Origin of the sequence: Pseudomonas sp. St386 (genome assembly GCF_018325865.1) — a bacterium.
Taxonomy (GTDB): domain Bacteria; phylum Pseudomonadota; class Gammaproteobacteria; order Pseudomonadales; family Pseudomonadaceae; genus Aquipseudomonas; species Aquipseudomonas brassicacearum.
The window spans coordinates 2,906,617-2,927,818 of record NZ_AP021900.1 but is presented as its reverse complement, the minus strand read 5'-3'; the positions used below and the strand labels follow the sequence as shown (position 1 = coordinate 2,927,818).

Annotated in this window: 20 protein-coding genes; 6 read left to right on the top strand and 14 right to left on the bottom strand. The window is 62.1% G+C overall.

All coding sequences use genetic code 11. The features are described from left to right. Positions 1–67: 67 nt before the first annotated feature. Entirely contained in the window at positions 68–1,060 is a 993-nt protein-coding gene (locus KI235_RS12940) for a LacI family DNA-binding transcriptional regulator (protein WP_003200833.1), read from the top strand. Positions 1,061–1,087: 27 nt separating this feature from the next. Here the strand turns inward: KI235_RS12940 and KI235_RS12935 are convergent, their stop codons facing one another. After that, a complete protein-coding gene (locus KI235_RS12935; protein ID WP_003200831.1) occupies positions 1,088–1,675 on the bottom strand; it encodes a TetR family transcriptional regulator in 588 nt (195 codons plus the stop codon). Positions 1,676–1,845: 170 nt separating this feature from the next. Between KI235_RS12935 and KI235_RS12930 the strand changes: the two genes are divergently transcribed. From KI235_RS12930 to KI235_RS12915, 4 genes are all read left to right on the top strand, one after another. Next, on the top strand, positions 1,846–2,940 hold the full coding sequence (locus KI235_RS12930; RefSeq protein ID WP_212795776.1) for an alkene reductase: 1,095 nt from the start codon (positions 1,846–1,848) through the stop codon (positions 2,938–2,940). A gap of 76 nt (positions 2,941–3,016) precedes the next feature. Beyond that, the gene (locus tag KI235_RS12925; protein ID WP_003200827.1) at positions 3,017–3,805 is read left to right on the top strand and encodes an SDR family oxidoreductase; all 789 of its coding nucleotides are present in this window, start codon (positions 3,017–3,019) and stop codon (positions 3,803–3,805) included. 99 nt (positions 3,806–3,904) lie between these two features. Further along, entirely contained in the window at positions 3,905–4,921 is a 1,017-nt protein-coding gene (locus KI235_RS12920; protein WP_043042830.1) for an NADP-dependent oxidoreductase, read from the top strand. After that, positions 4,914–5,063, top strand: coding sequence for a hypothetical protein (locus KI235_RS12915; RefSeq protein WP_156334293.1), 150 nt, complete (start codon positions 4,914–4,916; stop codon positions 5,061–5,063). Before KI235_RS12920 ends, KI235_RS12915 begins: the two co-directional genes overlap by 8 nt. Before the next feature lie 18 nt (positions 5,064–5,081). Here the strand turns inward: KI235_RS12915 and KI235_RS12910 are convergent, their stop codons facing one another. The 7 genes from KI235_RS12910 to KI235_RS12880 form a co-directional block, all read right to left on the bottom strand. Next, positions 5,082–7,166 (bottom strand): 3-hydroxyacyl-CoA dehydrogenase NAD-binding domain-containing protein, encoded by a 2,085-nt coding sequence (locus KI235_RS12910; RefSeq protein ID WP_052239516.1) that lies wholly within the window; start codon positions 7,164–7,166, stop codon positions 5,082–5,084. A 27-nt stretch (positions 7,167–7,193) separates the two neighbouring features. Further along, positions 7,194–8,444, bottom strand: coding sequence for an OprD family porin (locus KI235_RS12905; RefSeq protein WP_043042832.1), 1,251 nt, complete (start codon positions 8,442–8,444; stop codon positions 7,194–7,196). A gap of 76 nt (positions 8,445–8,520) precedes the next feature. After that, positions 8,521–9,519, bottom strand: coding sequence for an ABC transporter substrate-binding protein (locus KI235_RS12900; RefSeq protein ID WP_212795775.1), 999 nt, complete (start codon positions 9,517–9,519; stop codon positions 8,521–8,523). Positions 9,520–9,557: 38 nt separating this feature from the next. Next, complete coding sequence (locus tag KI235_RS12895) at positions 9,558–10,325, bottom strand: ABC transporter permease (RefSeq protein WP_039011660.1); 768 nt, start codon at positions 10,323–10,325, stop codon at positions 9,558–9,560. A gap of 26 nt (positions 10,326–10,351) precedes the next feature. Beyond that, the gene (locus KI235_RS12890; protein ID WP_043042833.1) at positions 10,352–11,182 is read right to left on the bottom strand and encodes an ABC transporter ATP-binding protein; all 831 of its coding nucleotides are present in this window, start codon (positions 11,180–11,182) and stop codon (positions 10,352–10,354) included. A 104-nt stretch (positions 11,183–11,286) separates the two neighbouring features. Further along, a complete protein-coding gene (locus tag KI235_RS12885) occupies positions 11,287–13,368 on the bottom strand; it encodes an acetate--CoA ligase family protein (protein WP_212795774.1) in 2,082 nt (693 codons plus the stop codon). A 3-nt stretch (positions 13,369–13,371) separates the two neighbouring features. Beyond that, positions 13,372–14,178 (bottom strand): enoyl-CoA hydratase/isomerase family protein, encoded by an 807-nt coding sequence (locus KI235_RS12880; RefSeq protein ID WP_212795773.1) that lies wholly within the window; start codon positions 14,176–14,178, stop codon positions 13,372–13,374. Positions 14,179–14,260: 82 nt separating this feature from the next. Here KI235_RS12880 and KI235_RS12875 point away from each other — a divergent pair, with 82 nt between their 5' ends. Further along, a complete protein-coding gene (locus KI235_RS12875) occupies positions 14,261–15,097 on the top strand; it encodes an IclR family transcriptional regulator (protein WP_039011656.1) in 837 nt (278 codons plus the stop codon). Between the two features lie 16 nt (positions 15,098–15,113). On the opposite strand, the gene KI235_RS12870 is transcribed toward KI235_RS12875, so the two are convergent. The 6 genes from KI235_RS12870 to KI235_RS12845 form a co-directional block, all read right to left on the bottom strand. Beyond that, on the bottom strand, positions 15,114–16,724 hold the full coding sequence (locus KI235_RS12870; RefSeq protein WP_100264161.1) for a gamma-glutamyltransferase family protein: 1,611 nt from the start codon (positions 16,722–16,724) through the stop codon (positions 15,114–15,116). 42 nt (positions 16,725–16,766) lie between these two features. Further along, on the bottom strand, positions 16,767–17,546 hold the full coding sequence (locus tag KI235_RS12865; protein WP_003200817.1) for an amino acid ABC transporter ATP-binding protein: 780 nt from the start codon (positions 17,544–17,546) through the stop codon (positions 16,767–16,769). A 2-nt stretch (positions 17,547–17,548) separates the two neighbouring features. After that, positions 17,549–18,325 carry an amino acid ABC transporter permease gene (locus tag KI235_RS12860; RefSeq protein WP_003200814.1) on the bottom strand — a complete coding sequence of 259 codons (777 nt, stop codon included), beginning with the start codon at positions 18,323–18,325 and terminating at the stop codon, positions 17,549–17,551. A gap of 12 nt (positions 18,326–18,337) precedes the next feature. Continuing rightward, positions 18,338–19,144 carry an ABC transporter substrate-binding protein gene (locus tag KI235_RS12855; RefSeq protein ID WP_003200812.1) on the bottom strand — a complete coding sequence of 269 codons (807 nt, stop codon included), beginning with the start codon at positions 19,142–19,144 and terminating at the stop codon, positions 18,338–18,340. Positions 19,145–19,220: 76 nt separating this feature from the next. Continuing rightward, positions 19,221–19,889: a GntR family transcriptional regulator gene (locus tag KI235_RS12850; RefSeq protein ID WP_003200810.1), complete on the bottom strand. Its 669-nt coding sequence runs from the start codon at positions 19,887–19,889 to the stop codon at positions 19,221–19,223. Between the two features lie 238 nt (positions 19,890–20,127). After that, the gene (locus KI235_RS12845) at positions 20,128–21,069 is read right to left on the bottom strand and encodes a helix-turn-helix domain-containing protein (RefSeq protein WP_003200808.1); all 942 of its coding nucleotides are present in this window, start codon (positions 21,067–21,069) and stop codon (positions 20,128–20,130) included. Positions 21,070–21,202: the final 133 nt, after the last annotated feature.

Below are 21,202 nucleotides of genomic sequence, written 5' to 3'. Positions count from 1 at the left end.
ATTCGAGTCGCGAGAAGCCCAGGGCCTGTGTCATGATTCTGCGTCAACCTGACTGGCCGCACTTCGCATGACTTCCGTGAAAGACGTTGCACAGCTGGCCGGCGTATCCCTGATGACGGTTTCGCGCGCGCTCAACACGCCGGAAAAACTGAGCCCCGAAACCCTTCAGCGGGTACGTCGCGCCATTGAGGAACTGCAATTCGTACCGAGCCTGTCGGCGCGCAGGATGCGCGGCGACAACCTGCAGGCGCGCACCATTGGTGTGTTCGCACTGGACACCGCGACCACGCCGTTCGCCGTCGAGTTGCTGCTGTCCATCGAACAGACCGCGCAGCAGGCAGGCTGGAACGTCTTCATCCTCAACCTGTTGAGCAACCCGCCCACCGACCAGAACATCGACCTGATGCTGTCGCACCGCCCCGACGGGTTGATCTTCAGTGCCATGGGATTGCGCCAGGTGAGCATTCCCGAGCGACTCAAGAGCAAGCCGCTGGTGCTCGCCAATTGCCTGGCCGATGACAGCCACCTGGTCAGTTATGTGCCGGATGATGAAGCCGGGCAGCATCGAGCCATGCAGCATGCGTTGAACCAAGGCTATCGGCGCCCGCTGTGTATCAATTTGCCGAGGAAGAGTCTTGCCTGGGGCCTGCGCCAGCAAGGCCTGCAACGCGCCTGCCAGGCCGTCGGGCTGGCACCTGAAGCACTCCTGCAGTACGACCTTTCCGATCACGACGCCTACGGTGAAACCGCCGCCATTCTCGACCGGCATATCGTTGACGGCCGTCCGCAATTCGACATCCTGGTCTGCGGCAACGACCGCATCGCCTTTTGCGCCTATCAGCTGTTGCTGGGGCGCGGCCTGAAAATTCCCGACGATGTCGCGGTGCTCGGCTATGACAACATGATCGGCATCGCCGAACTGTTCATCCCGCCACTGACCACGGTACAACTGCCGTACTACGAGATCGGTCGCCAGGCGGCCCGGCACCTGATCGAGAACCTCGAGGTATCGGGTGCCCAGCCGGTGGATTGCCCGCTGGTGGTCAGGGCGTCGCTATAACGCCAATCGGCATCCGGCGCCCTGCCCTCAAGGCTGCTTCGCGGGCGACGGCGGCAGCGCCGCGATGATCCGGGCGCGGCATACCTCGAGGATTTCATCGGCCAGCGCGGAATCGTCCGGGCAGGCACGCGACAACATGATCGCACCGACGGCATGCGCCAACATGTCGAGCATTTTTGCCCTGATCGCTTCCTGCGGCGCGTCTTGCCCGGCCTCGTACCGGCTTTCGAGCGCGGCCAGCGTGTTTTCGATACCGTTGGCAAAGGTAGCCTTCAGTTCGGGCGATTGACGGGCAGCGTCGCCACACAGTGCCGCCATGGTGCAACCACCACCCCGGCCGTCACGGTGATCCCTGGACACGTAAAGATCGACGAAATCAGCCACGTCGATGCCCGCATTGTCGGTCAGCGACTGCGCAAGGCTGCTAGCTGCCGCTTCGGCCATCAAGTCGGCCTTGGAGCCGAAATGCTTGTAGAACCCGCCATGGGTGAAGCCGGCGGCCGCCATCAGGTCCGCCACACCTACGCCGTCAAAGCCTCGCTCGCGAAACAAGACAGAGGCCGTCTCGACGATGTGCTCCCGATTTGCCTGGGCCTGGGCCTTGGTCACCCTCATTTTTCACTCCCTCGTGCTGCTCGAAAATCATGCTCACATCATACATAGATGTCGAACATAATCAAATTCGTTGACAGTTTAGATTTCGGTCATCATCCTAATGAAAAGTCGCGCTCACCTCGCCAGGCTGCACGCGCTCCCTTTATCCAAACCTACGGAAACAAGACGTCATGACCGACCAGATCCTGTTCACGCCCTACACGTTGGGTGATCTCACGCTTTCCAACCGAGTGGTCCTGGCGCCGCTGACACGTAACCGTGCGGGGCAAGGCTTTGTACCGAGCGAGTTCGCTGCCACTTACTACAGCCAGAGAGCGTCGGCAGGCCTGCTGATCTCCGAGGCTTCACAGATTTCCCAGCAAGGACAGGGCTATCAGGACACACCCGGGATCTACACCCAGGCACAGATCGACGGCTGGCGCACGGTCACCGAGGCCGTGCATGCCAAAGGTGGGCGGATTTTCCTGCAACTGTGGCATGTCGGCCGCGTTTCCCACGTCGACCTGCAAGCGAATGGTGCGGCGCCGGTGGCCCCCTCCGCTCTGCGTCCGGCGACCAAGGTCTTCGTCAACAATAGTTTCGAGGACGTTTCCGAACCGCGAGCGCTGGACATCAGCGAGTTGCCCAGGATCGTCAACGATTTTCGCCAGGCGGCGGCGAACGCCATCGCCGCGGGATTTGACGGCGTAGAGATCCACGGCGCGAACGGCTATCTGCTGGACCAGTTCATCAAGGACGGCGCCAACTTGCGCACCGATGCCTACGGCGGCTCGATTGAAAATCGTGCTCGCCTGCTGCTGGAAGTGACCGCGGCAGTGGTGGACGAAGTCGGCGCCAACCGCACCGGCCTGCGCATCTCGCCGGTCTCGCCGGCCAATGGTGTGTCCAGCAGCGCGCCACAGGCCCAGTTCGACTACCTGGTCGACCAGCTCAACGCCCTCGACATCGTTTACCTGCACGTGGTCGAAGGCGCGACCGGTGGGCCGCGCGACGTTGCGCCCTTCGACTTTGGTGCCTTGCGCCAGCGCTTCAAAAAAACCTACATCGCCAACAACGGCTACGACCTGGACCTGGCCACCTCACGACTCGCCGAGGACAAGGCTGACCTGATCGCCTTCGGCCGGCCGTTCATCGGCAATCCGGACCTGGTGGAGCGGCTCAGAACCGGTTCGCCTTTGTCGGCTTTCAATCCCGCTACCCTCTACGGTGGTGGTGCGACGGGCTACATCGATTATCCAACGCTCGCTGAATCCAGCACGCAGTAACACTGGCCAGACCCGACCGCGCGCCTGAACAACAGCGCGCGACTCGCTCATCAATACCTTGAAGAAGAGAATCTCCATGGACACTCGCACAACTGTTCTCATCACTGGCGCCTCCACCGGTATTGGCGCTGTCTATGCCCAGCGCTTTGCGCAACGTGGACACGATCTCGTCCTGGTGGCCCGCGACAGCGCGCGCCTGGAAGCGCTGGCCGCCAAGCTGCGCAGCGAACACAACGTTGCCGTCGATATTCTCCAGGCCGACCTGACCCAGATCGGCGACCTGACAACCGTCGAAGCCCGGCTGCGCGATGACGCCAACATCGGCATCCTGGTCAATAACGCCGGCGCCGCCCAATCCGGGACCTTCATCGAACAGTCGACCGACAGTGTCGCGCACCTGGTGTCGCTCAATACCACCGCGCTGGTCCGGCTGGCCAGCGCCATCGCCCCACGCCTGGTCAAAGCGGGTGACGGCGCGATCATCAACATCGGCTCCGTCGTTGGCCTGGCACCGGAGTTCGGTATGTCGGTCTACGGCGCGACCAAGGCGTTCGTGCTGTTTCTCTCCCAGGGACTCAGCCTGGAGCTGTCTCCGAAAGGCGTCTACGTACAAGCCGTCCTGCCAGCGGCCACCCGTACCGAGATCTGGGAACGCGCGGGCATCGATATCAACACCCTGAATGAAGTCATGGAAGTCGGTGACCTGGTCGATGCCGCGCTGGTCGGTTTTGATCGTCGCGAGCCGGTGACCATCCCGCCCTTGCATGAAGAAGCACGCTGGGATGCCTTGCAGGCCGCGCGTCAAGGCCTGCTCGGGCAAATCCGGCAGTCCCATGTTGCCGAACGCTATCAAGACCCGGCGTGATCATTGTTTAGCGGGCGCCGGCGCGAAGGACAGCGCCGGTATTTCCGGATGCCGGGCCGGGCGATCACTGCGCCGCATCCCTTATGAGAGCAAAGCACCATGAAGGCATTTTTAATCGACCGCTACGGCAAGCACAGTGGCCGTATCGGCGAGCTACCGGCCCCTGACGTGGGTGACCATGACGTTCTGGTCCGCGTGCAGGCCGCCAGCGTCAATCTGCTGGATTCAAAGATCAGCAAAGGCGAATTCAAACTGATCCTGCCCTACTCATTTCCCTTGGCATTGGGTCATGACTTGGCGGGGGTCGTGGTCCGCGTGGGATCCCGTGTCGAGCAATTCAAGGCGGGCGATGAAGTCTATGCCCGCGCCCCGGATGGGCATATCGGCACCTTCGCCGAGCAGATTTCAGTGAACGAAAATGCCCTGGCCGTGAAACCGGCAAACATCAGCATGGAAGAAGCCGCCGCCCTGCCCTTGGTCGCCCTGACCGCCTGGCAGGTACTGGTTGAAACCGCCCGATTGAAGAAAGGCCAAAAGGTCTTCATCCAGGCCGGCTCAGGTGGCGTCGGCACCCTCGCCATCCAGCTTGCCAAGCACCTCGGCGCCTTCGTTGCGACCACTACCAGCACCGCCAATGTGCCGTGGGTCAAAGCCCTGGGCGCGGACGTTGTCATCGATTACAAGCAACAGGATTTCGCCAACGTTCTGCAGGACTATGACGTCGTGTTGAACAGCCTGGGCGCCGATGAGCTGGAGAAATCGCTGAAGATCCTGAAACCTGGCGGCCAGCTCATCTCCATCTCAGGACCACCCACCCCACAGTTCGCCCGGGCCCAGGGATTTTCCTGGGTGCTGAGACTGATCATGGGCCTGTTGAGCAGCGGTATACGCCGCAAGGCCCGCCAAAAAGGTGTGAGCTACGCCTTCGTGTTCATGCGTGCCAGCGGTTCTCAACTGCGTGAAATCACCACGCTCGTCGAGTCCGGCAGTATCAAGCCGGTGCTTGACCGATCCTTCCCCTTCGAGGCGACAGCCGATGCCTTGAGCTACGTCGAGCAAGGACGCTCCAAAGGCAAGGTCGTCATCAAAGTCCGCTCAGGAATGGCCGATGAGTGAAACCGTATCCACCCCAGACAGCGACCAGGATCCAGCAACAGAGGTGACCCCTTCGGCCCCGGCCCCCTTGGAGGAAGACAAGGAGGAGCAAGACTTCGTTGCGCCAGTGATCGTCTGGCGCACGTTGATGCTCGAGCAATGAAGCGTGACCTCATTCGCCTCATGGCCGAATGAACGACGCCTCCTGCGCTGCCATTGTCCGAAGCAGCGGAGCCACCCGCAGGCCTCGCTCGGGAAGTAAGGCCGCCCAGCCGGAAAGTGCCTCGACGATCCCAGGCAAGCCAATTCGGTCGGCATGGTAAAGAAGCCCGCCCCGGTAACGGGGGAAGCCATAGCCGTGAATCCAGACGAGGTCGATGTCATTGGGGCTGTCCACGATACCTTGCTCAAGCAGGTGCGCGGCCTCATTGATCATGGCGAACAGGCACCTGTTGAGAATTTCCTCATCGTCAATTGCACGCGGCTCGATGCCACGGTTCTGTCGATGGGCCACGAGCATCCTGGCCACATACGGGTCCGGCAGGCCCCGGCGCTGGCCTTCCTCGTATCGATAGAAACCGGCCGCCGTTTTCTGTCCGAGACGCCCTGCCTCGTGGAGCTGTTCGATCCAGTTGCAACGGCGCTCCGATGCACTCAGTAGATCGGCCCGACCCTGGCGGTTTCGCCAAGCGATATCCACGCCCGCCAGGTCACGCAGTTCGAAGGGGCCCATGGGGAAACCGAACTGCCGGATGACCCGGTCCACATCCTCTGGAGCCGCCCCCTCCTCCAGCAGGAAACCCGCCTCGCGCTCGCGAACGGCCAATAGCCGGTTGCCGACAAAACCATAGCAATTGCCCACCGCGACAGCGGTCTTGCCCAGTCGGCCACCCAATTGCAGCACCGTTGCCAGGACATCAGGTTGGACCTGCGGCGTCCTGACCACCTCAAGCAGCTTCATGACGTGCGCCGGGCTGAAGAAGTGCATGCCGACGACATCGCCCGGGCGGGTGGTCACGGCAGCAATGGCCTCGATATCGAGGTACGAGGTATTCGTCGCGAGGATGGCACCCGGCTTGGCGAAGCGGTCCAGTTGCCTGAACACGGCCTGCTTGACGGCGAGGTCCTCGAACACGGCTTCGATAATCAGATCGGCGCTGGCGACGCCTTCAATGCTTGAGTCGAACTCGATCAGGCTGGCACGTCGGGCGGCTTCGTCGGTATCCAGCCGACCTTTTTCCACGGCGCTGGTGAAGTAGCGGTCGATGGTCGCGCGACCACGCTCCAGGGCTTCGGGTTGCGTGTCGATCAGGCGTGTAGCGATGCCGGCGTTGGCCAGGCACAGCGCAATGCCGCTGCCCATGGTGCCCGCGCCAATCACGGCTACCACTTCGACGGCGCGCGTGGGAGCTTGCCTGGCCAATGCACGACACCTGGAGGCCAGGTCCCGCTCGGCAAAGAACACGTGCCGCAACGCCTTGGCCTGCTCGCTATGGCGGCGAGCGATGAAGCGCTCACGCTCGTTCGCCATCCCTTCGGCGAAGGTCAGCTGCGAGGCACCTTGCAGTGCTTGCAGGGCAATGCTGGGCGCTTCCTGGCCCGCTGCCTTGCGAATGATCGCCTGGGCGCGTTCGTGGATAAGCTGCGGGTCGAATGACGCGACCGACAGGTCGCAGACCCGCGGGATGGGCTTGTCCATGACCTTCCTGGCGAAGTCGCTGGCACACACCAGTACCGAGGCGTCGCTCAACCCATTCAACAAGCCGATCGACAACGCCTGTACCGCACCGATACGCTCGCCCTCCAGCACCATCGCCAGCGCCACCTGCATACCGCACAACCGTGGCAAGCGCTGCGTGCCCCCCGCTCCGGGTATCAGGCCCAGGCTGACTTCCGGCAAGGCGAACTGCGCATCAGGTGCGGCCACTCGGTAATGGCAGGCCAAGGCCAGTTCGAGCCCACCACCGAACGCCGAGCCATGCAGCGCCGCAACGACGGGTTTCGACGCCTGTTCAATCGCAACCAACACGTCAGGCAGATGAGGTGCCTGCAGGGGCAAGTCAAACTCCTTGATATCGGCGCCAGCGACGAACGTCCGGCCCTGGCATGCAATGACAATCGCTTTGATGGCGCTGTCGGCCAACGCTTCCTGCAGCCTTTCGAGCAACTGCTCCCGAACCTCCTGCGACAGGGCATTGACCGGTGGATTGTCGATGATGACCTGGCCGACATCACCTTCACGTTGGAGCACTACAGTGGCGTGCATCGGTTACCTCCCGTTGAATGGCTTGGATTACAGAAGCGACAGTGGGTAGCTGACGATCACGCGAACATCGTCAGCGTCCCGGGCGAAGTCCGCTCGATAGGTGGCGCTGCGCACCCGCATGCTCATGCCTTTCATCGAACCGTTCTGCACCACGTATTGCAGTTCGACGTCGAGCTCGCGTTCACCGTCGGCATCCGCGCCCGTCACATCGGCCCGGCTGCCGCGCACATAGCGGGTCATGAAACTCAAGCCCGGCACGCCGACGCTGGCGAGGTCGAAGTCATAGCGTGCCTGCCAGGAGCGCTCGTCCTTCTCGGCAAAGTCGCCCACCTGGACGAAGTTCACCAGGTAAGGATCGGTGCCGGCCACGTAGGGAAACGCGGAGTCCCCGGACATCTTCTGGTAGCCCAGCCCAAACGAATGGCCTTTCAGCTTGTAAGTGCCCAAGGCGCTGAAGGCGCGGTTGTCGATGCGCCCGCCTCGTGCCTGGCCGTCGCTGTCACTGTCGAAAAAGCGCACATCGCTGGTGAAGGCGCCCCAGTCGCCTTTCCTGCGGTCGGTCAGGCCCAGGAAGCGCTGCTTGTAGACGTCTTCGAAGACGGCGTACTGGGCAATCAGGTCGGTCGTCTCACTGGCGTGAAAGGTCCCGCCGAGAAGGTTGAAATCGCCGCCATCGAGGGGGCCGCTGAAACGTCGGTTCTTGTTGTTCAGCTCAAGACCGGTAGAGCCCGACTGATCCCTGTACACCGTGCCCTGGATCTGTGCCGCGGTGAGTTCAAGGGGCTTCCATTCGTTGACCTGCACCTGGGCACCTTCAAAGGTCTGCGGCAACAAACGACCGTTGTTGGCGGCCAAGGTCGGCCATTTCGGCAGCAAGGTCCCGACCCGCAACTGGCTCTCCGAGACCTTGACCTTGAGGGTCCCGCCGGCCTTGGAATAACTGTCGGGGACATCCCCATCGTCCTGGACAGGCAGCAGGCCGGTGCCGGAACGTCCTGGTCCGGAATCGAGCTTGATGCCCAGCATGCCGATCGCATCGACACCGAACCCGACGACGCCAGGGGTAAAACCGGACTCATAGCGCAGGATAAAACCCTGGGCCCACTCCTGGCGTTTTGACTGGCCCGAGCCCTCGCGAAAATCCCGGCTCATATAGAAATTGCGCATTTCCATGGAAGCCTTGCTGTCCTCGAAAAAACCTTCGGCGCCTGCCATCGGCAGATACACGGCAAAGCCAACCCCTGCCGCGCAGAGCGGCATTGTTTTTATTGATTTCATGACTGCTTACCGAGAAGAAGCCGAGCGCGGCCAATGTGCTCCTTGACGCGCCGGCCAAATGGAATTCAAACGCGCTTCAGCGCACCTGGGTCAGATAGTCCTGGGCCTTGCCCGGGATTTTTTCGTTCTGGACCGCGCCCAGGAACTTGATCGCCCGCTCCACGTCGGTATCCGTCAGGTACGGGGTTTTCGGGAACGACTTGCGATTGCTTTCCCAGGCGGCGGCATAGACCTTGTCATTCACGCCGTCGAAGCGACTGCGCACGGCTTTCATGGCTTGCTGCGGTTGTTCGTTGATCATCTGAGTGGCATCACCCAGGGCGGCCAGGAAGGCTTTCACGATGGCCGGGTTGTCCTCGGCCCATTGCCGGCGAGCACTGAGGGCGATCGAGGGGTAGCCATCCAGCTCGGCGACCATGCCCTCGGACATGTCCAGCAGGGTGAAGCCTTTGTGATCAATGACCGCACTATCTGATGCCGGCGATGACAGGGCAAAGCCATCGATCTTGCCTTGGGCGAACGCCGCCAGCATGGCCGCGCCGTTATTGAGGTAAAGCAGCGTGAAGTCTTTTTCCGACTGCAGGTGAGCCTGCTGGCCGAGGAAACGCACCAGAAAATCGGCGCTGCCGCCAGCCCCGCTCACCGCCAGGCGCAGGCCCTTGAAAGCGGCCAGGCGTTGCTCGACGGTGGAATTGGCATCCAGGCCGAGCCGATCGGCCACCTCTTGGCGAATGACGACGTTGCTGGCGTATTGACCAACCATGCGCCCCAACAGCGTGATGTCGGCACCCTTGATCTTGGCGTTGATCGCATTCTGGGTGGCGCATGAGCAGAACTCCACCGAACGGCTGACGAGCCCCGAAGCCGCCGCACCACCACCCTTGAATTTCACCAGTTCGACATCCAGGCCGTGCTTTTCGAATAAGCCGCCGTCGAGTGCGACGAACAGCGGCATGTGCACGAAACCTTCCGTCCCCAAGGCGACTTTTACGCTTTCGGCAGCTTGCGCCTGGAACGAGACCGCACTGAGTACGACGCTGAGTCCTAAAGCAGAAATAAAACCTTTGATAGACATGATGCGACCCTCTGTTTTTGTTGTTGTGATGGTTTTGCTCAGACCGACATTTCTCGCTCGTCCTGTTCTTTCTTCCACGGCATCAGGTATGTCTCCAACGCGCGAACCGCCGCCTGGAGCAGCAGCGCCAAGGTGATGATGGCGATCAGCGCGGCGAATACGCCGGCCGTGTCCAATTGCCCCGCCGCGTCCTGCAACAGGTAGCCCAGGCCGCGGTTGGCGGCCATGATTTCACCGACGATGGCGCCGATCAGGGCATAGGGCACCGACAGCTTTAGGCCGGTGAACACCCACTGGATGGCCGATGGCAGTACGACCTTGGTGATCAGGTGGTGCTCCTTGGCGCCCATCAGGCGCAGGATTTCCAATTGCTCGCGCTCCACCGCACGGACGCCGCTGTAGGTGTTGAGGAACACCAGGAAGAACACGATGGTGGCGGTCAGGATGATCTTCATTTCGATGCCGATCCCGAACCACATGATGAACAGCGGCGCGAGGGCGACTTTGGGCAGGCTGTAGATGGACGTCAGGATGGGGTCCAGCAGCTTGGCGAGCAGCGCGTTGCGCCCCAGGATCAAGCCCACCGTGATACCTGCCAAGGCACCGAAGAAAAAGCCCACCAAGGTTTCCACGACGGTGATCCAACCGTGGGCGAACAGTCGGCCACTGGCGACCAGTTCAATGAAGCGCCGGCCGATTTCCAATGGTGAGCTGACGAAGAACGGGTCCACTAAGGGACCGGAAGCGAACTGCCAGGACAAAAAAATCGCAGCGAAGATGGCGAGACGACCGAGAAAGATATTCATGTGCAGGGTTCTCCAAGACTGGGCCTTTAGGCGTCGTGATCCGGCGTGATGATTTCCCAGAGGTCGCCACAGAGTTGGTGGTAACGCGGGTTCTTGCGCAGCTGGATGATGTTGCGGTCATCCCCCAAGGGAATGGGCACATCGCGGACAATCGTGCCCGGCCGACCGGAGAAGACCAGGCAGCGATCACCCAGGGCCACGGCTTCGTCCAGGTCATGGGTGACGAACAACACGGTTTTCTTGAGCTGGCGGCTGAGCTTGAACAGCTCGGTCTGCATGCGGATCCGCAGTTGCGCATCCAACGCGGCAAACGGCTCGTCCATCAGCAGCGTCTCCGGGTCATAGGCCAGCAAGCGAGCAAGGGCGGCGCGCTTGCGCATGCCACCGGAGAGCTGGCTCGGGTAGGCCTTTTCATGCCCATCGAGGCCAACGAGGGTCAGCAACTCGCGGATACGCGCTTCACGCTTGGCCTTGGGTACGCCCTGGATTTCCAAGGGCACGGCGATGTTGCCGGCCACATCCCGCCACGGCAGGAGATGATCGCTCTGGGTCATGTAGCCGGTGCGGCCGTTGACGCCGTGTACGGCCTCGCCTCGGTACAGCACCTCGCCGGTGGTGGGGCAAAACAGCCCGGCGACCATGTTGAGCAAGGTCGACTTGCCGCAGCCGGAGGGGCCGATGATGGTCACCAACTGACCTTGCTGGATATCGACGTTGATGCTGTGGGACGCCTGCTTGGCGACGCCTTTCACCGTGAAAGACTTGGACACGTCACGGAAAGAAACCACCGTCGGAGCGGTCGCCGTGGCGCTGATCGGGGAACTGCGCGACTGAATGGCAATATGGGGGCTGTTCATAGAGACCTGCTTGTTTTTATGAGTCTTAAATGAGCGTTCTTTGATTATGCGAGCGTGATTTCCAGGGTAAAGACAGCTGTTCCACAGAATGGAACAGCCCTCCCTTACGCCATGATCGTCAAGCCGTCCAAGGCCATCACCCCGCTTCCGGCAGGACGCACCAGCAACGGATTGATCTCGGCTTCAATCAGGCGCTCGCCCAACTGCATGGCCATGTCCGAGAACGCGACGATGCAGTGCGCGGCGGCTTCGATGTCGGCCTTGGGCATCCCGCGATAGCCGTCCAGCAACGGGTAAGTGCGCAGCTCGCGCAGCATCTGCCGGGCTTGTTCGAGGTTTACCGGAAGCAAGTGCAAGGTGGTGTCCTGGAACAACTCCGCCGTCACCCCGCCCATTCCAAGCAGGAGCGCCGGGCCCAGTTGCGGGTCGCGGTGAAAACCGAGAATGAGTTCCTGCCCGCCCGTGACCATTTCCTGGACGAGAAAGGTTGGCGGCTCGAACCCCACATGGCCGCAGACCTCGACGCGCATGCGATCCAGCCGCGCGCCGATATTTCCGGCGTCCAGATGCAAGGCCACGCCACCCACTTCGCTCTTGTGCGGGATCTGCTCGGAAAGAACCTTGAGGGCGACGTGACCGCCCAGTTCCTGCGCGGCCTGAGCGGCTTGTTCCCCATCACCAACCACCCGCTCCCGCGTCACCGGGATGCCGAAGCTGGCGTACAAGCGCTTGCTGCGCTCTTCATCGAGCGGGCCACTTGGCAGGTCCTGGACAACCTCAGGCCGGGGCTGCGCACTGCCTGGCTCAGGAGATGGCTCGCTCCATGTGGCCTGCGCCGCCAATGCCTTCAGTGCGCTGGCACAACTTTCCGGCGCGCTGAACGCCACGCCACCCGAGCCATTGATACGTTGAGCCGCAGCCGGAGCATGGGGGCTGATGTACGCCAGCACCGGTTTATCGGAGCTGGCCAGGCTGTCGCGAATGGCATCGGCCATCAGGTGGGGCTGGGCAACACCGGAAGAGCCCACGACGCTGATCACCGCATCGAAATCCGGACTGTCGAGCAGGATGCCAATGGCCGCGCGCATCAACTCCGGCTGCAGCCCCGCCAAGGTCAAGTCGATCGGGTTACGGTCCAGGACCGCCTGGTCGCCAATATCCAGGTCACGCAGTTTCGCCGCGGTCTGCGCGCCGGGCGTAGGGGTTTCGAAACCACTGACGCCCAGGCTGTCGGCGATCAAGGTGCCCGCGCCACCGGTCGAGGTCAGAATGGCGACCCGTCGGCCACGCATGACCCTGCCACTGGCCAAGGCAAAGGGAATGTCCAGCAGGTCGGCAAACGTCTCGGCCCGAATCACCCCAAGCTGACGGAAGTAGGCGCTATACAGTGCATCGGAGCCGGCCATGGCCCCCGTGTGGGAGGCTGCCGCATGGGCACCTGCTTGGGAGCGTCCCACTTTGAAGACCACCACAGGCTTGCCGGCATCGCGAGCCTTGCGCGCCGCACGGGAAAACTTTTCACTGTCGCGCAAGCCCTCCAGATAAAGGGCAATCACCGAGGTCGCGGGATCGTCGGCCAGGTAATCGACGAAGTCGGCGACATCCAGGTCGACCTCGTTGCTGGTGGAGATCAGCTTGGAAAAACCGATGCCGGCAGCGACGCCACGAGACAGCAGCGCGCCCAGGATCCCGCCACTTTGCGATACCACGGCTACACGGCCGGCCAGCAGCTCGTCCATGTCCAACGCACCGCTGGCCGACAGCGTGATCCGCTCGGTCAGGTTGACCAGGCCGATGGTATTCGGGCCCAGGATCCTCATCGACCCACGGGCCGCTTTCAGTTCGTCCTGGCGCAATGCACCCGCAGTACCGGTTTCACCATAACCACCGGCCAACACAATCGCGGCGGGGCAACCCAATGCCGCCAGCTCGGCGACGGCCTGGTTGGCGCGCGCCGGCCCGAGGAGAATGATCGCCACGTCCGGCACTTCCGGCAGCTCGGCAATGCTGGGGTAGCAGCGCAGCCCATCGATGTCTTCATAACGTGGATTGACGGGATACAAGCGCCCCTGGAAACCGTGCTTGCGCAGGAACGCGATGGGCCGGCCCGAAGTTTTGCGAGCATCGCCCGAGGCGCCGATGACGGCGACGCTGGCGGGACTGAGAAGGCGTGCAATCTGGTTCATGGTTCAGCTCCGCTCGGCCTTGCGGGCAAGGAAGGCGGCAACCGATTCCTGATGCTCGCTGGAGGTGTAGCAAATGCCCTGGGCCTGGCTGCCCATGGCAAAGATCTGGCTCTGGGTGAGCTCGAAGGTGTTGTTCAGGATCGACTTGCTCAACGCCAGGGCCGTGGCGGATCCCCCCGCGAGTTGCAACGCCCAATCGTGGGCCGCCGGTAACAGATGATCGTGCTCGACGACGCGATCGATCATGCCGATCCGCTGGGCCTCCACCGGCGCCACCGTGCGTCCGCTGAAGATCAGTTCCTTGGCCTTGGGCAGGCCGACACGACGGGGCAGGAAATACAAGCCGCCGCCATCCGGGATCAGGCCGCGAGCGATATAGCTCATCGCAAAGCTGGCGTGCTCGGAGGCCACGATGAAATCGCAGCTCAACGCCATGTCGCAGCCCAGGCCCGTCGCGGCGCCATTCACTGCGGCGATGGTCGGCTTGGGCAGGTTGTGCAGCAGCGACACCGCATGATGAACCCGTTGCTGGCGTTTCCAGCCATTGAACGCCACGGAACCGATCGGAGCGCTCATGCGTGCTTGCATACCCTTGATGTCGCCACCGGCGCAGAAGCCCTTGCCGGAGCCAGTCACGATCAACGCCTTGATCGAATTATCAGACGCAATGTGCTCCAGATGCTCGATCAACAACGAGCGCATGTCGTCGCTGATTGCGTTGCGCGCTTGAGGACGATTGAGGGTCAGGGTGGCGATGCCTTCGACAACAGACAGTTCGACCGGGCAAGACAATAGCTCAGGATTGGTCATACGGTGCCTCTTTTATTATTCGGTTGATTGACTGCCCGGCGCTGAGCCAAGCTTGGATTCAATCTGCGGGAGAGCGAACCTGATGACAACGCGACCGTTCCACCTGTTGGAACAGGGTGACACTGGCCTTGCTTCGGCAAACATTCCCGGGCAAGGCAAGGCGCCGCTCAACCGATCCCTTGAGCGCGGCCTCGATTTGCTGAGGGCGTTTCGGCCGGGTACCGAATCGCTGACCAATGGTGATCTGAGCGAGATCGCCGGTTTGTCGAAATCCACCGTGAGTCGGTTGACCCAGACTCTGGTTCACGCCGGCTTCCTGGATTACGACCCGACAACGGGCACCTACCGACTGGCGCCCTCCCTGCTTGGGCTGGCGCATTCGATGTACCACGCCAGTACGCTGTTGCAGGTCGCCACGCCGCTGATGTTGCAAGTGGCTCGCGAACATCAGGTCAACGTCAGCCTCGCCGCCGCCGATGGCGACGAGATGATCTACCTGGAGTCGATTCGCTTGGGCAAGCGCAAGTCGCCGCGCAACGTGCTCGCCGGGCAGCGCTTGCCCATGGACGTGACGTCCCTGGGCCGGGCTTATCTATCGGGGCTTGAAGAAGGACAACGCCGGCCATTGCTGGAACTGTTCGGCTCTCGTCGATGCGAGTCCCGCGCCAGTCAACTGATCCAGGAGATCGACGATGCGGTGAGGCATGTATGGGCGACCGGGTACTGCGTGGCCTCATGGCAGCCGGAGGTCATGGCGATTGCCACCCCGCTCGGCCACCCGGCCTATCGGAGCCATGCGCTGAACATCAGTCTGGCGACCGTTGCAACAGCGCAGGAAGTGGAAGAGCGTTATGCAGCGGTGCTGCTGGATCTGGCGCAGGCGATCAGGCAGGCACTGACCGACGCCCGTGCCGACTGATCGTCTGTGACAACCCTTACCAAACAGCAATATGCGAATCCGCCCGGGGTTCGGTACCACCACACAGCACCCCGCTGACCGGGTCGCGCAGGATGATCTGGCCGCGGCCATAGTCGGTCAGGTCGCTGGCGATCTGAACCTCATGCCCCCGTCGAACCAAGGCATTGGCCAGGTCCCGTGAGGCCCCGTGCTCGATCCCGACCTTCATTCCCCCCAGCCATTGCCAGCGCGGTGCATCCAGCGCCGCTTGCGGGTTCAGGCCGAAATCCACCAGGTTCATGACCATCTGCACATGCCCCTGGGGCTGCATGTAGCCGCCCATCACGCCGAAGGGACCGAGGGCCTCGCCATTGCGGGTGAGGAAACCGGGAATGATGGTATGGAAGGTCTTCTTGCCTGGGGCCAGGCAGTTGGCGTGGGTCGAATCGAGGCTGAATTCCTGCCCTCGATTCTGCAAGGCGATACCGCTGTCGGGCAGCACCACACCGGAGCCAAACCCGTGGTAGTTGCTCTGGATGAACGAGACCATATTGCCCTCCCCATCCGCGGTCGCCAGGTACACCGTGCCGCTGGCGTGGGGGTCGCCGGGCGCGGGCGGTTGGGCCTGTTCGCCGATCTGTCGACGACGGTGGGCACTGTAGTCATCGCTGAGCAGGTCAGCCACCGCCACGCGCATGTGCAAAGGATCGGTGATGTAGTGCAGGCCGTCGCTGTAGGCCAGCTTCATCGCTTCCAGTTGGCGATGCCAGGTCTGTTGGCTGTCACGGTGATCGAAGTCGAAACCTTCCAGAATCTTCAACGCCATCAAGGCCACCAGGCCCTGCCCGCTTGGCGGGATTTCCCAGACATCCACGCCTCGGTAATTGACGTGGATGGGGTCCACCCATTGGGCACGATAATCCTTGAGGTCCGAGGCCCGCAGATAGCCGCCGCTGGCCCGGGAATGGGCGTCCAGGCGCTCGGCCAACGCGCCGCGATACAGGCTCTCACAGCGGGTATCGGCCAATTCCTGAAGGGTGCGCGCCTGGGCCGGGTTGCGAAAAACCTCCCCGGCCTGTGGTGCCTGGCCATCGATCAGGAAAGTATCGAACCAGGCCTCGAGGACGGCATCCCGATGGGGCGTGAACTCGTTCACCGCAACCTGCCATTGATGGGCAACCACCGGCGACAGCGCAAAGCCCTCCCGCGCCAGGCTGATCGCCGGTTGCAGCAGCTCGGCAAAGGGCAGCTTGCCAAAGCGTCGGGACAACTCGGCCCAGGCCGACGGGCAGCCCGGGACGGTCACCGGTGTCCAGCCATAGAGCGGCATCTGCCCGTGGCCGGCGGCCTTGACCGCCTCTATGCTCAAGGCGGCCGGCGCATGGCCGTTGCCGTTGAGGCCGTGCAACTGGCCCTTGCACCAGACCAGCGCGAAGGCGTCACCGCCAATGCCACAACCGGTGGGTTCGACCACCGTCAGTGTGGCTGCCGTGGCGATGGCGGCGTCGATGGCATTGCCGCCCTTTTGCATGATCTCGATGCCCGCCTGGGCAGCCAGGGGCTGGGACGCGGCGACCATGCCCCGACGGGCGAAAACGCTCTGGCGTTGCGACGGATAAGGGTATTGGTGGGCAGAAAATTTCAGCATGGCGGAGGCTCTTCGATACAGGAATTCAGTGGCCGGGAAAAGTCATAACACGCGACTGAGAAAAGCCCGGGTACGAGGATGAATGGGGTGACAGAAAATCTGCTCCGGCGGCCCCTGCTCGATGAGCTCGCCCTGATCCAGGACCACCACACGGTCGGCCACTTCCCGGGCAAAGCCCATTTCATGGGTCACCACGACCATGGTCATCCCCTCCTCGGCCAACTCCTTCATCACTTGCAACACCTCGCCGACAGTCTCCGGGTCGAGGGCGCTGGTGGGTTCGTCGAACAGCATGGCCTGGGGTTTCATCGCCAAGGCCCGGGCGATCGCCACCCGCTGTTGCTGGCCGCCGGAAAGCATCGACGGGTAGTGATCGGCCTTGTCCGCCAGGCCGACCCGCTCCAGCAGGCCGCGGGCCTGCTCCAGCGCTGCGGTGCGAGTCACGCCAAGCACCTGGATCGGCGCCTCGATGATGTTCTCCAGGGCCGTCATGTGAGGAAACAGGTTGAAGCGCTGGAAGACCATGCCGATGTCCCGCCGTTGACGGGCGATGTTGCGCTCCGACTCACGCACCAGGCTGCCATCGGCCCGCTCGCGATAGCCCATGGCCCGACCGTTGACGCGGATCCGCCCGCCCTGGATGTCCTCCAGCAGGTTGATGCAACGGATGAAGGTGGTCTTGCCGGAGCCCGAAGCGCCGATCAGCACCACCACTTCGCCGCGCCGCACTTGCAGGGAGATGCCCTTGAGAATCTGCAGCTCGCCGAAGGACTTGTGGACATCCAGCGCCTCGATAATCAGCTCTTCGCTTTTATGCGCCATGGTTAACGTGCCCTCAGCAGGTTCAGGGTGCTGCGACCGAACATCCGCGTCGAAGCCGGCGGCGGTGACGAGGGCCGGTCCGACTGACCGAAACGGGCTTCCAGCCAGCGCTGGAAAAAGCCCCACAGCGTGGTCAGCAACAGGAAGTAGATCGCCACCACCAGATACAGTTCGAACACCCGGAACGTCGCCGACGTGACCATCTGGGTACTGAGCAACAATTCCTGTACACCGATCACGCTGACCAGCGTGGTGTTCTTGAGCATCACGTTGAACTCGTTGCCCAGCGGCGGCACGATGACCCGGAACGCCTGGGGCAGGACAATGCGGCGCATCAGTTTGGCGAAGGTCATGCCCAGCGAGCGCCCGGCCTCGTATTGGCCCTTGTCCACCGCACCGATGCCGGCGCGGATGATCTCGGCCATGTAGGCCCCCTCGTTGAGACCCAGGGCAATGATCGCCGCCTGGATATTGCCAGGGATTACCAGCCCAAAGAGGTCGATGTCTTCGAAGCGGAAAATCCCGCCAGCGGCCAGCGCGGTATAGAGAAAGACGATCTGCACCAGCAACGGCGTGCCGCGCATCAGCCACACGTAAAAGCGCACTGGCAAATGCAGCAACGGGTTCCTCGACAACCGCAACAGCGCGGCGGCCAGCCCGAGGGCACAGCCCAGCAGCATCGCCAGCACACTGATCAGGCAGGTCAGCCAGAGCCCGGTGAGGTACACCCCACTGGGCTGCAACAGGTACTGCCAGAACACATCCCAATTGAAATTCATCGGTGGTTCACCTCAATCAAGCGTGTCACTGGCGACATGCCATTTGCCCAGCAGTTGGCTGTAGCTGCCGTCGCTGCGCATATCGCCGATGACCTGCTGCACGGCGGCGGTCAGTTGCGGGTCGTCCTTGCGAATGCCCAGGCCGGTGAGAATCCGGCTGAAGGCTGGCACGCCCTCCTCGAACAGATCGGGCGCCATGGCGGCGTAATAACCGGCGGTTTCCACGGTGGTGCCGTAGGCGTCGACCTGGCTGATGCGCAGAGCCTGGAAGGCATCGGTGTCGGAGTTGTAGACCACCAGTTTCATAGGCGGCTTGCCGGCCTTGGCCAGGGTCTCGCTCTCGGCGTCGAGCAGGGTCTTGATGGTGGAACCGTTAAGTACCGCGACCTTGTCTGCGGAGAGATCCGCCAGCGTCTTGAGGCCCTTTGGATTGCCCTTGGGCACCACCACCGCCTGGCTGGAATACATGTAGTTGACGATGTCGATCACCTCGCGGCGCTCGGGCTTGTCAAACAGTTGGTCGACGATCATGTCGCACTGTCGAGCCAGCAACGCGGGGAGCAGCCCGGAAAAGGGAATGACCCGCCATTCCACCTTCTTGTCGCCCAGGCGCTTGGCGATTTCCAGCCCCAGGTCCACGGTCAGTCCCTTGGGTTTCTGCGCCTCATCGAAGGACACCAGCGGCGGCGAATCCATGCCCGAGCAGTAGACGAGTTTATCGACCTTGAGCAAACGCTCCGGGACAACGGGCGCGGCAACCGCCCACTGTGCACAGAAACCCAAGGATAAAGCGGCAACCAACAGGCGAGGCTTATGCATGACCAGACACTCCAGTTCAGTAAGTAACGGGCAGTACTCAAAGTCAGAACACGGGCAGGCTCGGAGCCCGCTCTCGTTATTTTTTCGATTGCAGGAACTCGATCAATTCAGGGACGGTGCCTTCGATGTGCGCACGCACCACCGCCTCGGCCTTGTCGGCGTCGCCCGCACGCAGGGCATCGAGGATCAGCATGTGCTCCTGGCGCGCACTCAGGGGCTTTTCCACATGCTGCAGCCACAGGCGCATGGGCGCTTCGATCAGGGAATAGAGCGCGCTGATCTGCTTGAGCAATCGCGGACGACCGCTGAGGCTGCACAGGTACTCATGGAACGCGCGATGGCGGCTGACCCACTCGGCGCTTTCCTCGCGGTAATCGTCCATCTCGTCCAGCAGTCGCTCCAAGGCAGCCAACTGGCGCTCGCCAATTCTGGCTGTCGCGACACGGACTGCCAGGCCTTCCAGGGCGCTGCGCATCTCGAAGACTTCGTGCAACTCATCGATGTCCAGGCCGCTGACAATCGCCCCGCGATTGGGTCGCAGGGTCACCAGCCCCTGGGCATCCAGACGGCGAAAGGCTTCGCGCACCGGCATCCGGCTCATGCCGATTTCGTTGGCGATGTCCTCGGCAATCAGCCGGTCGCCCTTGCGTAACCGACCGCCACAAATGGCATCGAGCAGGAAGTTGTAGGCCTCTTCCTCGGCAGTCATCGGCGGACGTTCAGCGTAAGTCGGGGCAAATTGCATGGCAGCACCTTTTGAATTTTTGTATCCAATTATCCATGGATTCAAAAAAGCAGAATGCGTGCCAAGCTCACGAATAATCGTGCAAGTGTTTGATTTGAAGGAATTTTCAGAGGAAAACCACTGCCAGCCTTAAAGCCCTGCCATAGGCTTGGCCGCACACCTGTGCTACCAAACAGCTCAGTGGCTGCCCTTTATGTGTGCAGGATGACGCTTCGGTAACACCGCAGGCGGCAGCCCATCATGCAGGTGCCCTGGGTGTATCTGAGGGTGACTCGCCAAACAGCGCCCGGTAATGGGCCGCAAAATGACTCAGGTGGAAAAACCCCATCGCCACGGCGATTTCACTGACGTTCAATGCCGCCGCACGGGTCGTGATCAAACGCCGGCGCACGGCATTGAGCCGCAGGTTGCGCAGGTACTCCACCGGACGCATCCCGGTGACCGCCTGGAAACTGTTCTGCAGGGTCCTGCGACTCACCCGCAATTGCTCGCACAAGTCGAGGATGCTCAAGGGCACCTCTGCGCTGGTGACGACCAGCTCCTGGCAACGCTTGACCAGATAGGCACTGACGGCAAAATTGCCGCGCCGGCCACGCACCTCGTCCGAAGCGTGACTGAACAAGTCGAGAAAGGCGTTGAGCAGCACGTCCTCGAGGATTTTTTCCGAGGCCGGATTGACCGCGTCCGCCTGTTCCAGAAGCTGACGAAACAGTGGGTGGATCCTTTGCTGCACGCGGCGCAGCACCGCCTCATCCACGCTGACCTGGGACACGCTTTGCAGGCGCTTGAGCTGTTCGCTCGACAGTTCGTAGGCCGCCAGCTTGGCGAACCGCACCGTGTCGACATTGGCCGCAAAGAAGTGCATGCCCTCCGGGGCGTGCAAGACGAAGTCCTCGCCATCGCGCAATAGCACGACACTGTGGGCGCCCACCTGGTGCCCCTGGACCACCGGCGCGCCGCCCAGCGACATGGCAATGCACAAACGCCCTTTTGGCGCGCAACCGCGCTGCACTACACGTTTATCCAGCACCTCCTGGAAGATCTGGAAGCGATCGGCGCACACCTGCCGCAGCTCGCTGGAAAGGCAGCCACGCCCGAGTTGGTCATAGACCTGTTGCCAGCCCAGGATCGAACCGGCATGTTGCTGAGGATCATTGAAGGTACGGACTTCGGCGAACATGATCATTGTTCCTCGGTGGTGCTGTGCTTAACCCTGGTGCTGATATCCAAAGAGGTCGATAAACCTGTGGCGAGGGAGCTTGCTCCCGCTTGAGCGCGAAGCGCTCACAAAACAGGTCTGCTGCGTAGCCCAG

Coding starts and splice junctions, on each gene's coding strand:
- KI235_RS12940 (WP_003200833.1), top strand. CDS start 68: ATGACTTCCGTGAAAGACGTTGCACAGCTGGCCGGCGTATCCCTGATG.
- KI235_RS12935 (WP_003200831.1), bottom strand. CDS start 1,675: ATGAGGGTGACCAAGGCCCAGGCCCAGGCAAATCGGGAGCACATCGTC.
- KI235_RS12930 (WP_212795776.1), top strand. CDS start 1,846: ATGACCGACCAGATCCTGTTCACGCCCTACACGTTGGGTGATCTCACG.
- KI235_RS12925 (WP_003200827.1), top strand. CDS start 3,017: ATGGACACTCGCACAACTGTTCTCATCACTGGCGCCTCCACCGGTATT.
- KI235_RS12920 (WP_043042830.1), top strand. CDS start 3,905: ATGAAGGCATTTTTAATCGACCGCTACGGCAAGCACAGTGGCCGTATC.
- KI235_RS12915 (WP_156334293.1), top strand. CDS start 4,914: ATGAGTGAAACCGTATCCACCCCAGACAGCGACCAGGATCCAGCAACA.
- KI235_RS12910 (WP_052239516.1), bottom strand. CDS start 7,166: ATGCACGCCACTGTAGTGCTCCAACGTGAAGGTGATGTCGGCCAGGTC.
- KI235_RS12905 (WP_043042832.1), bottom strand. CDS start 8,444: ATGAAATCAATAAAAACAATGCCGCTCTGCGCGGCAGGGGTTGGCTTT.
- KI235_RS12900 (WP_212795775.1), bottom strand. CDS start 9,519: ATGTCTATCAAAGGTTTTATTTCTGCTTTAGGACTCAGCGTCGTACTC.
- KI235_RS12895 (WP_039011660.1), bottom strand. CDS start 10,325: ATGAATATCTTTCTCGGTCGTCTCGCCATCTTCGCTGCGATTTTTTTG.
- KI235_RS12890 (WP_043042833.1), bottom strand. CDS start 11,182: ATGAACAGCCCCCATATTGCCATTCAGTCGCGCAGTTCCCCGATCAGC.
- KI235_RS12885 (WP_212795774.1), bottom strand. CDS start 13,368: ATGAACCAGATTGCACGCCTTCTCAGTCCCGCCAGCGTCGCCGTCATC.
- KI235_RS12880 (WP_212795773.1), bottom strand. CDS start 14,178: ATGACCAATCCTGAGCTATTGTCTTGCCCGGTCGAACTGTCTGTTGTC.
- KI235_RS12875 (WP_039011656.1), top strand. CDS start 14,261: ATGACAACGCGACCGTTCCACCTGTTGGAACAGGGTGACACTGGCCTT.
- KI235_RS12870 (WP_100264161.1), bottom strand. CDS start 16,724: ATGCTGAAATTTTCTGCCCACCAATACCCTTATCCGTCGCAACGCCAG.
- KI235_RS12865 (WP_003200817.1), bottom strand. CDS start 17,546: ATGGCGCATAAAAGCGAAGAGCTGATTATCGAGGCGCTGGATGTCCAC.
- KI235_RS12860 (WP_003200814.1), bottom strand. CDS start 18,325: ATGAATTTCAATTGGGATGTGTTCTGGCAGTACCTGTTGCAGCCCAGT.
- KI235_RS12855 (WP_003200812.1), bottom strand. CDS start 19,144: ATGCATAAGCCTCGCCTGTTGGTTGCCGCTTTATCCTTGGGTTTCTGT.
- KI235_RS12850 (WP_003200810.1), bottom strand. CDS start 19,889: ATGCAATTTGCCCCGACTTACGCTGAACGTCCGCCGATGACTGCCGAG.
- KI235_RS12845 (WP_003200808.1), bottom strand. CDS start 21,069: ATGTTCGCCGAAGTCCGTACCTTCAATGATCCTCAGCAACATGCCGGT.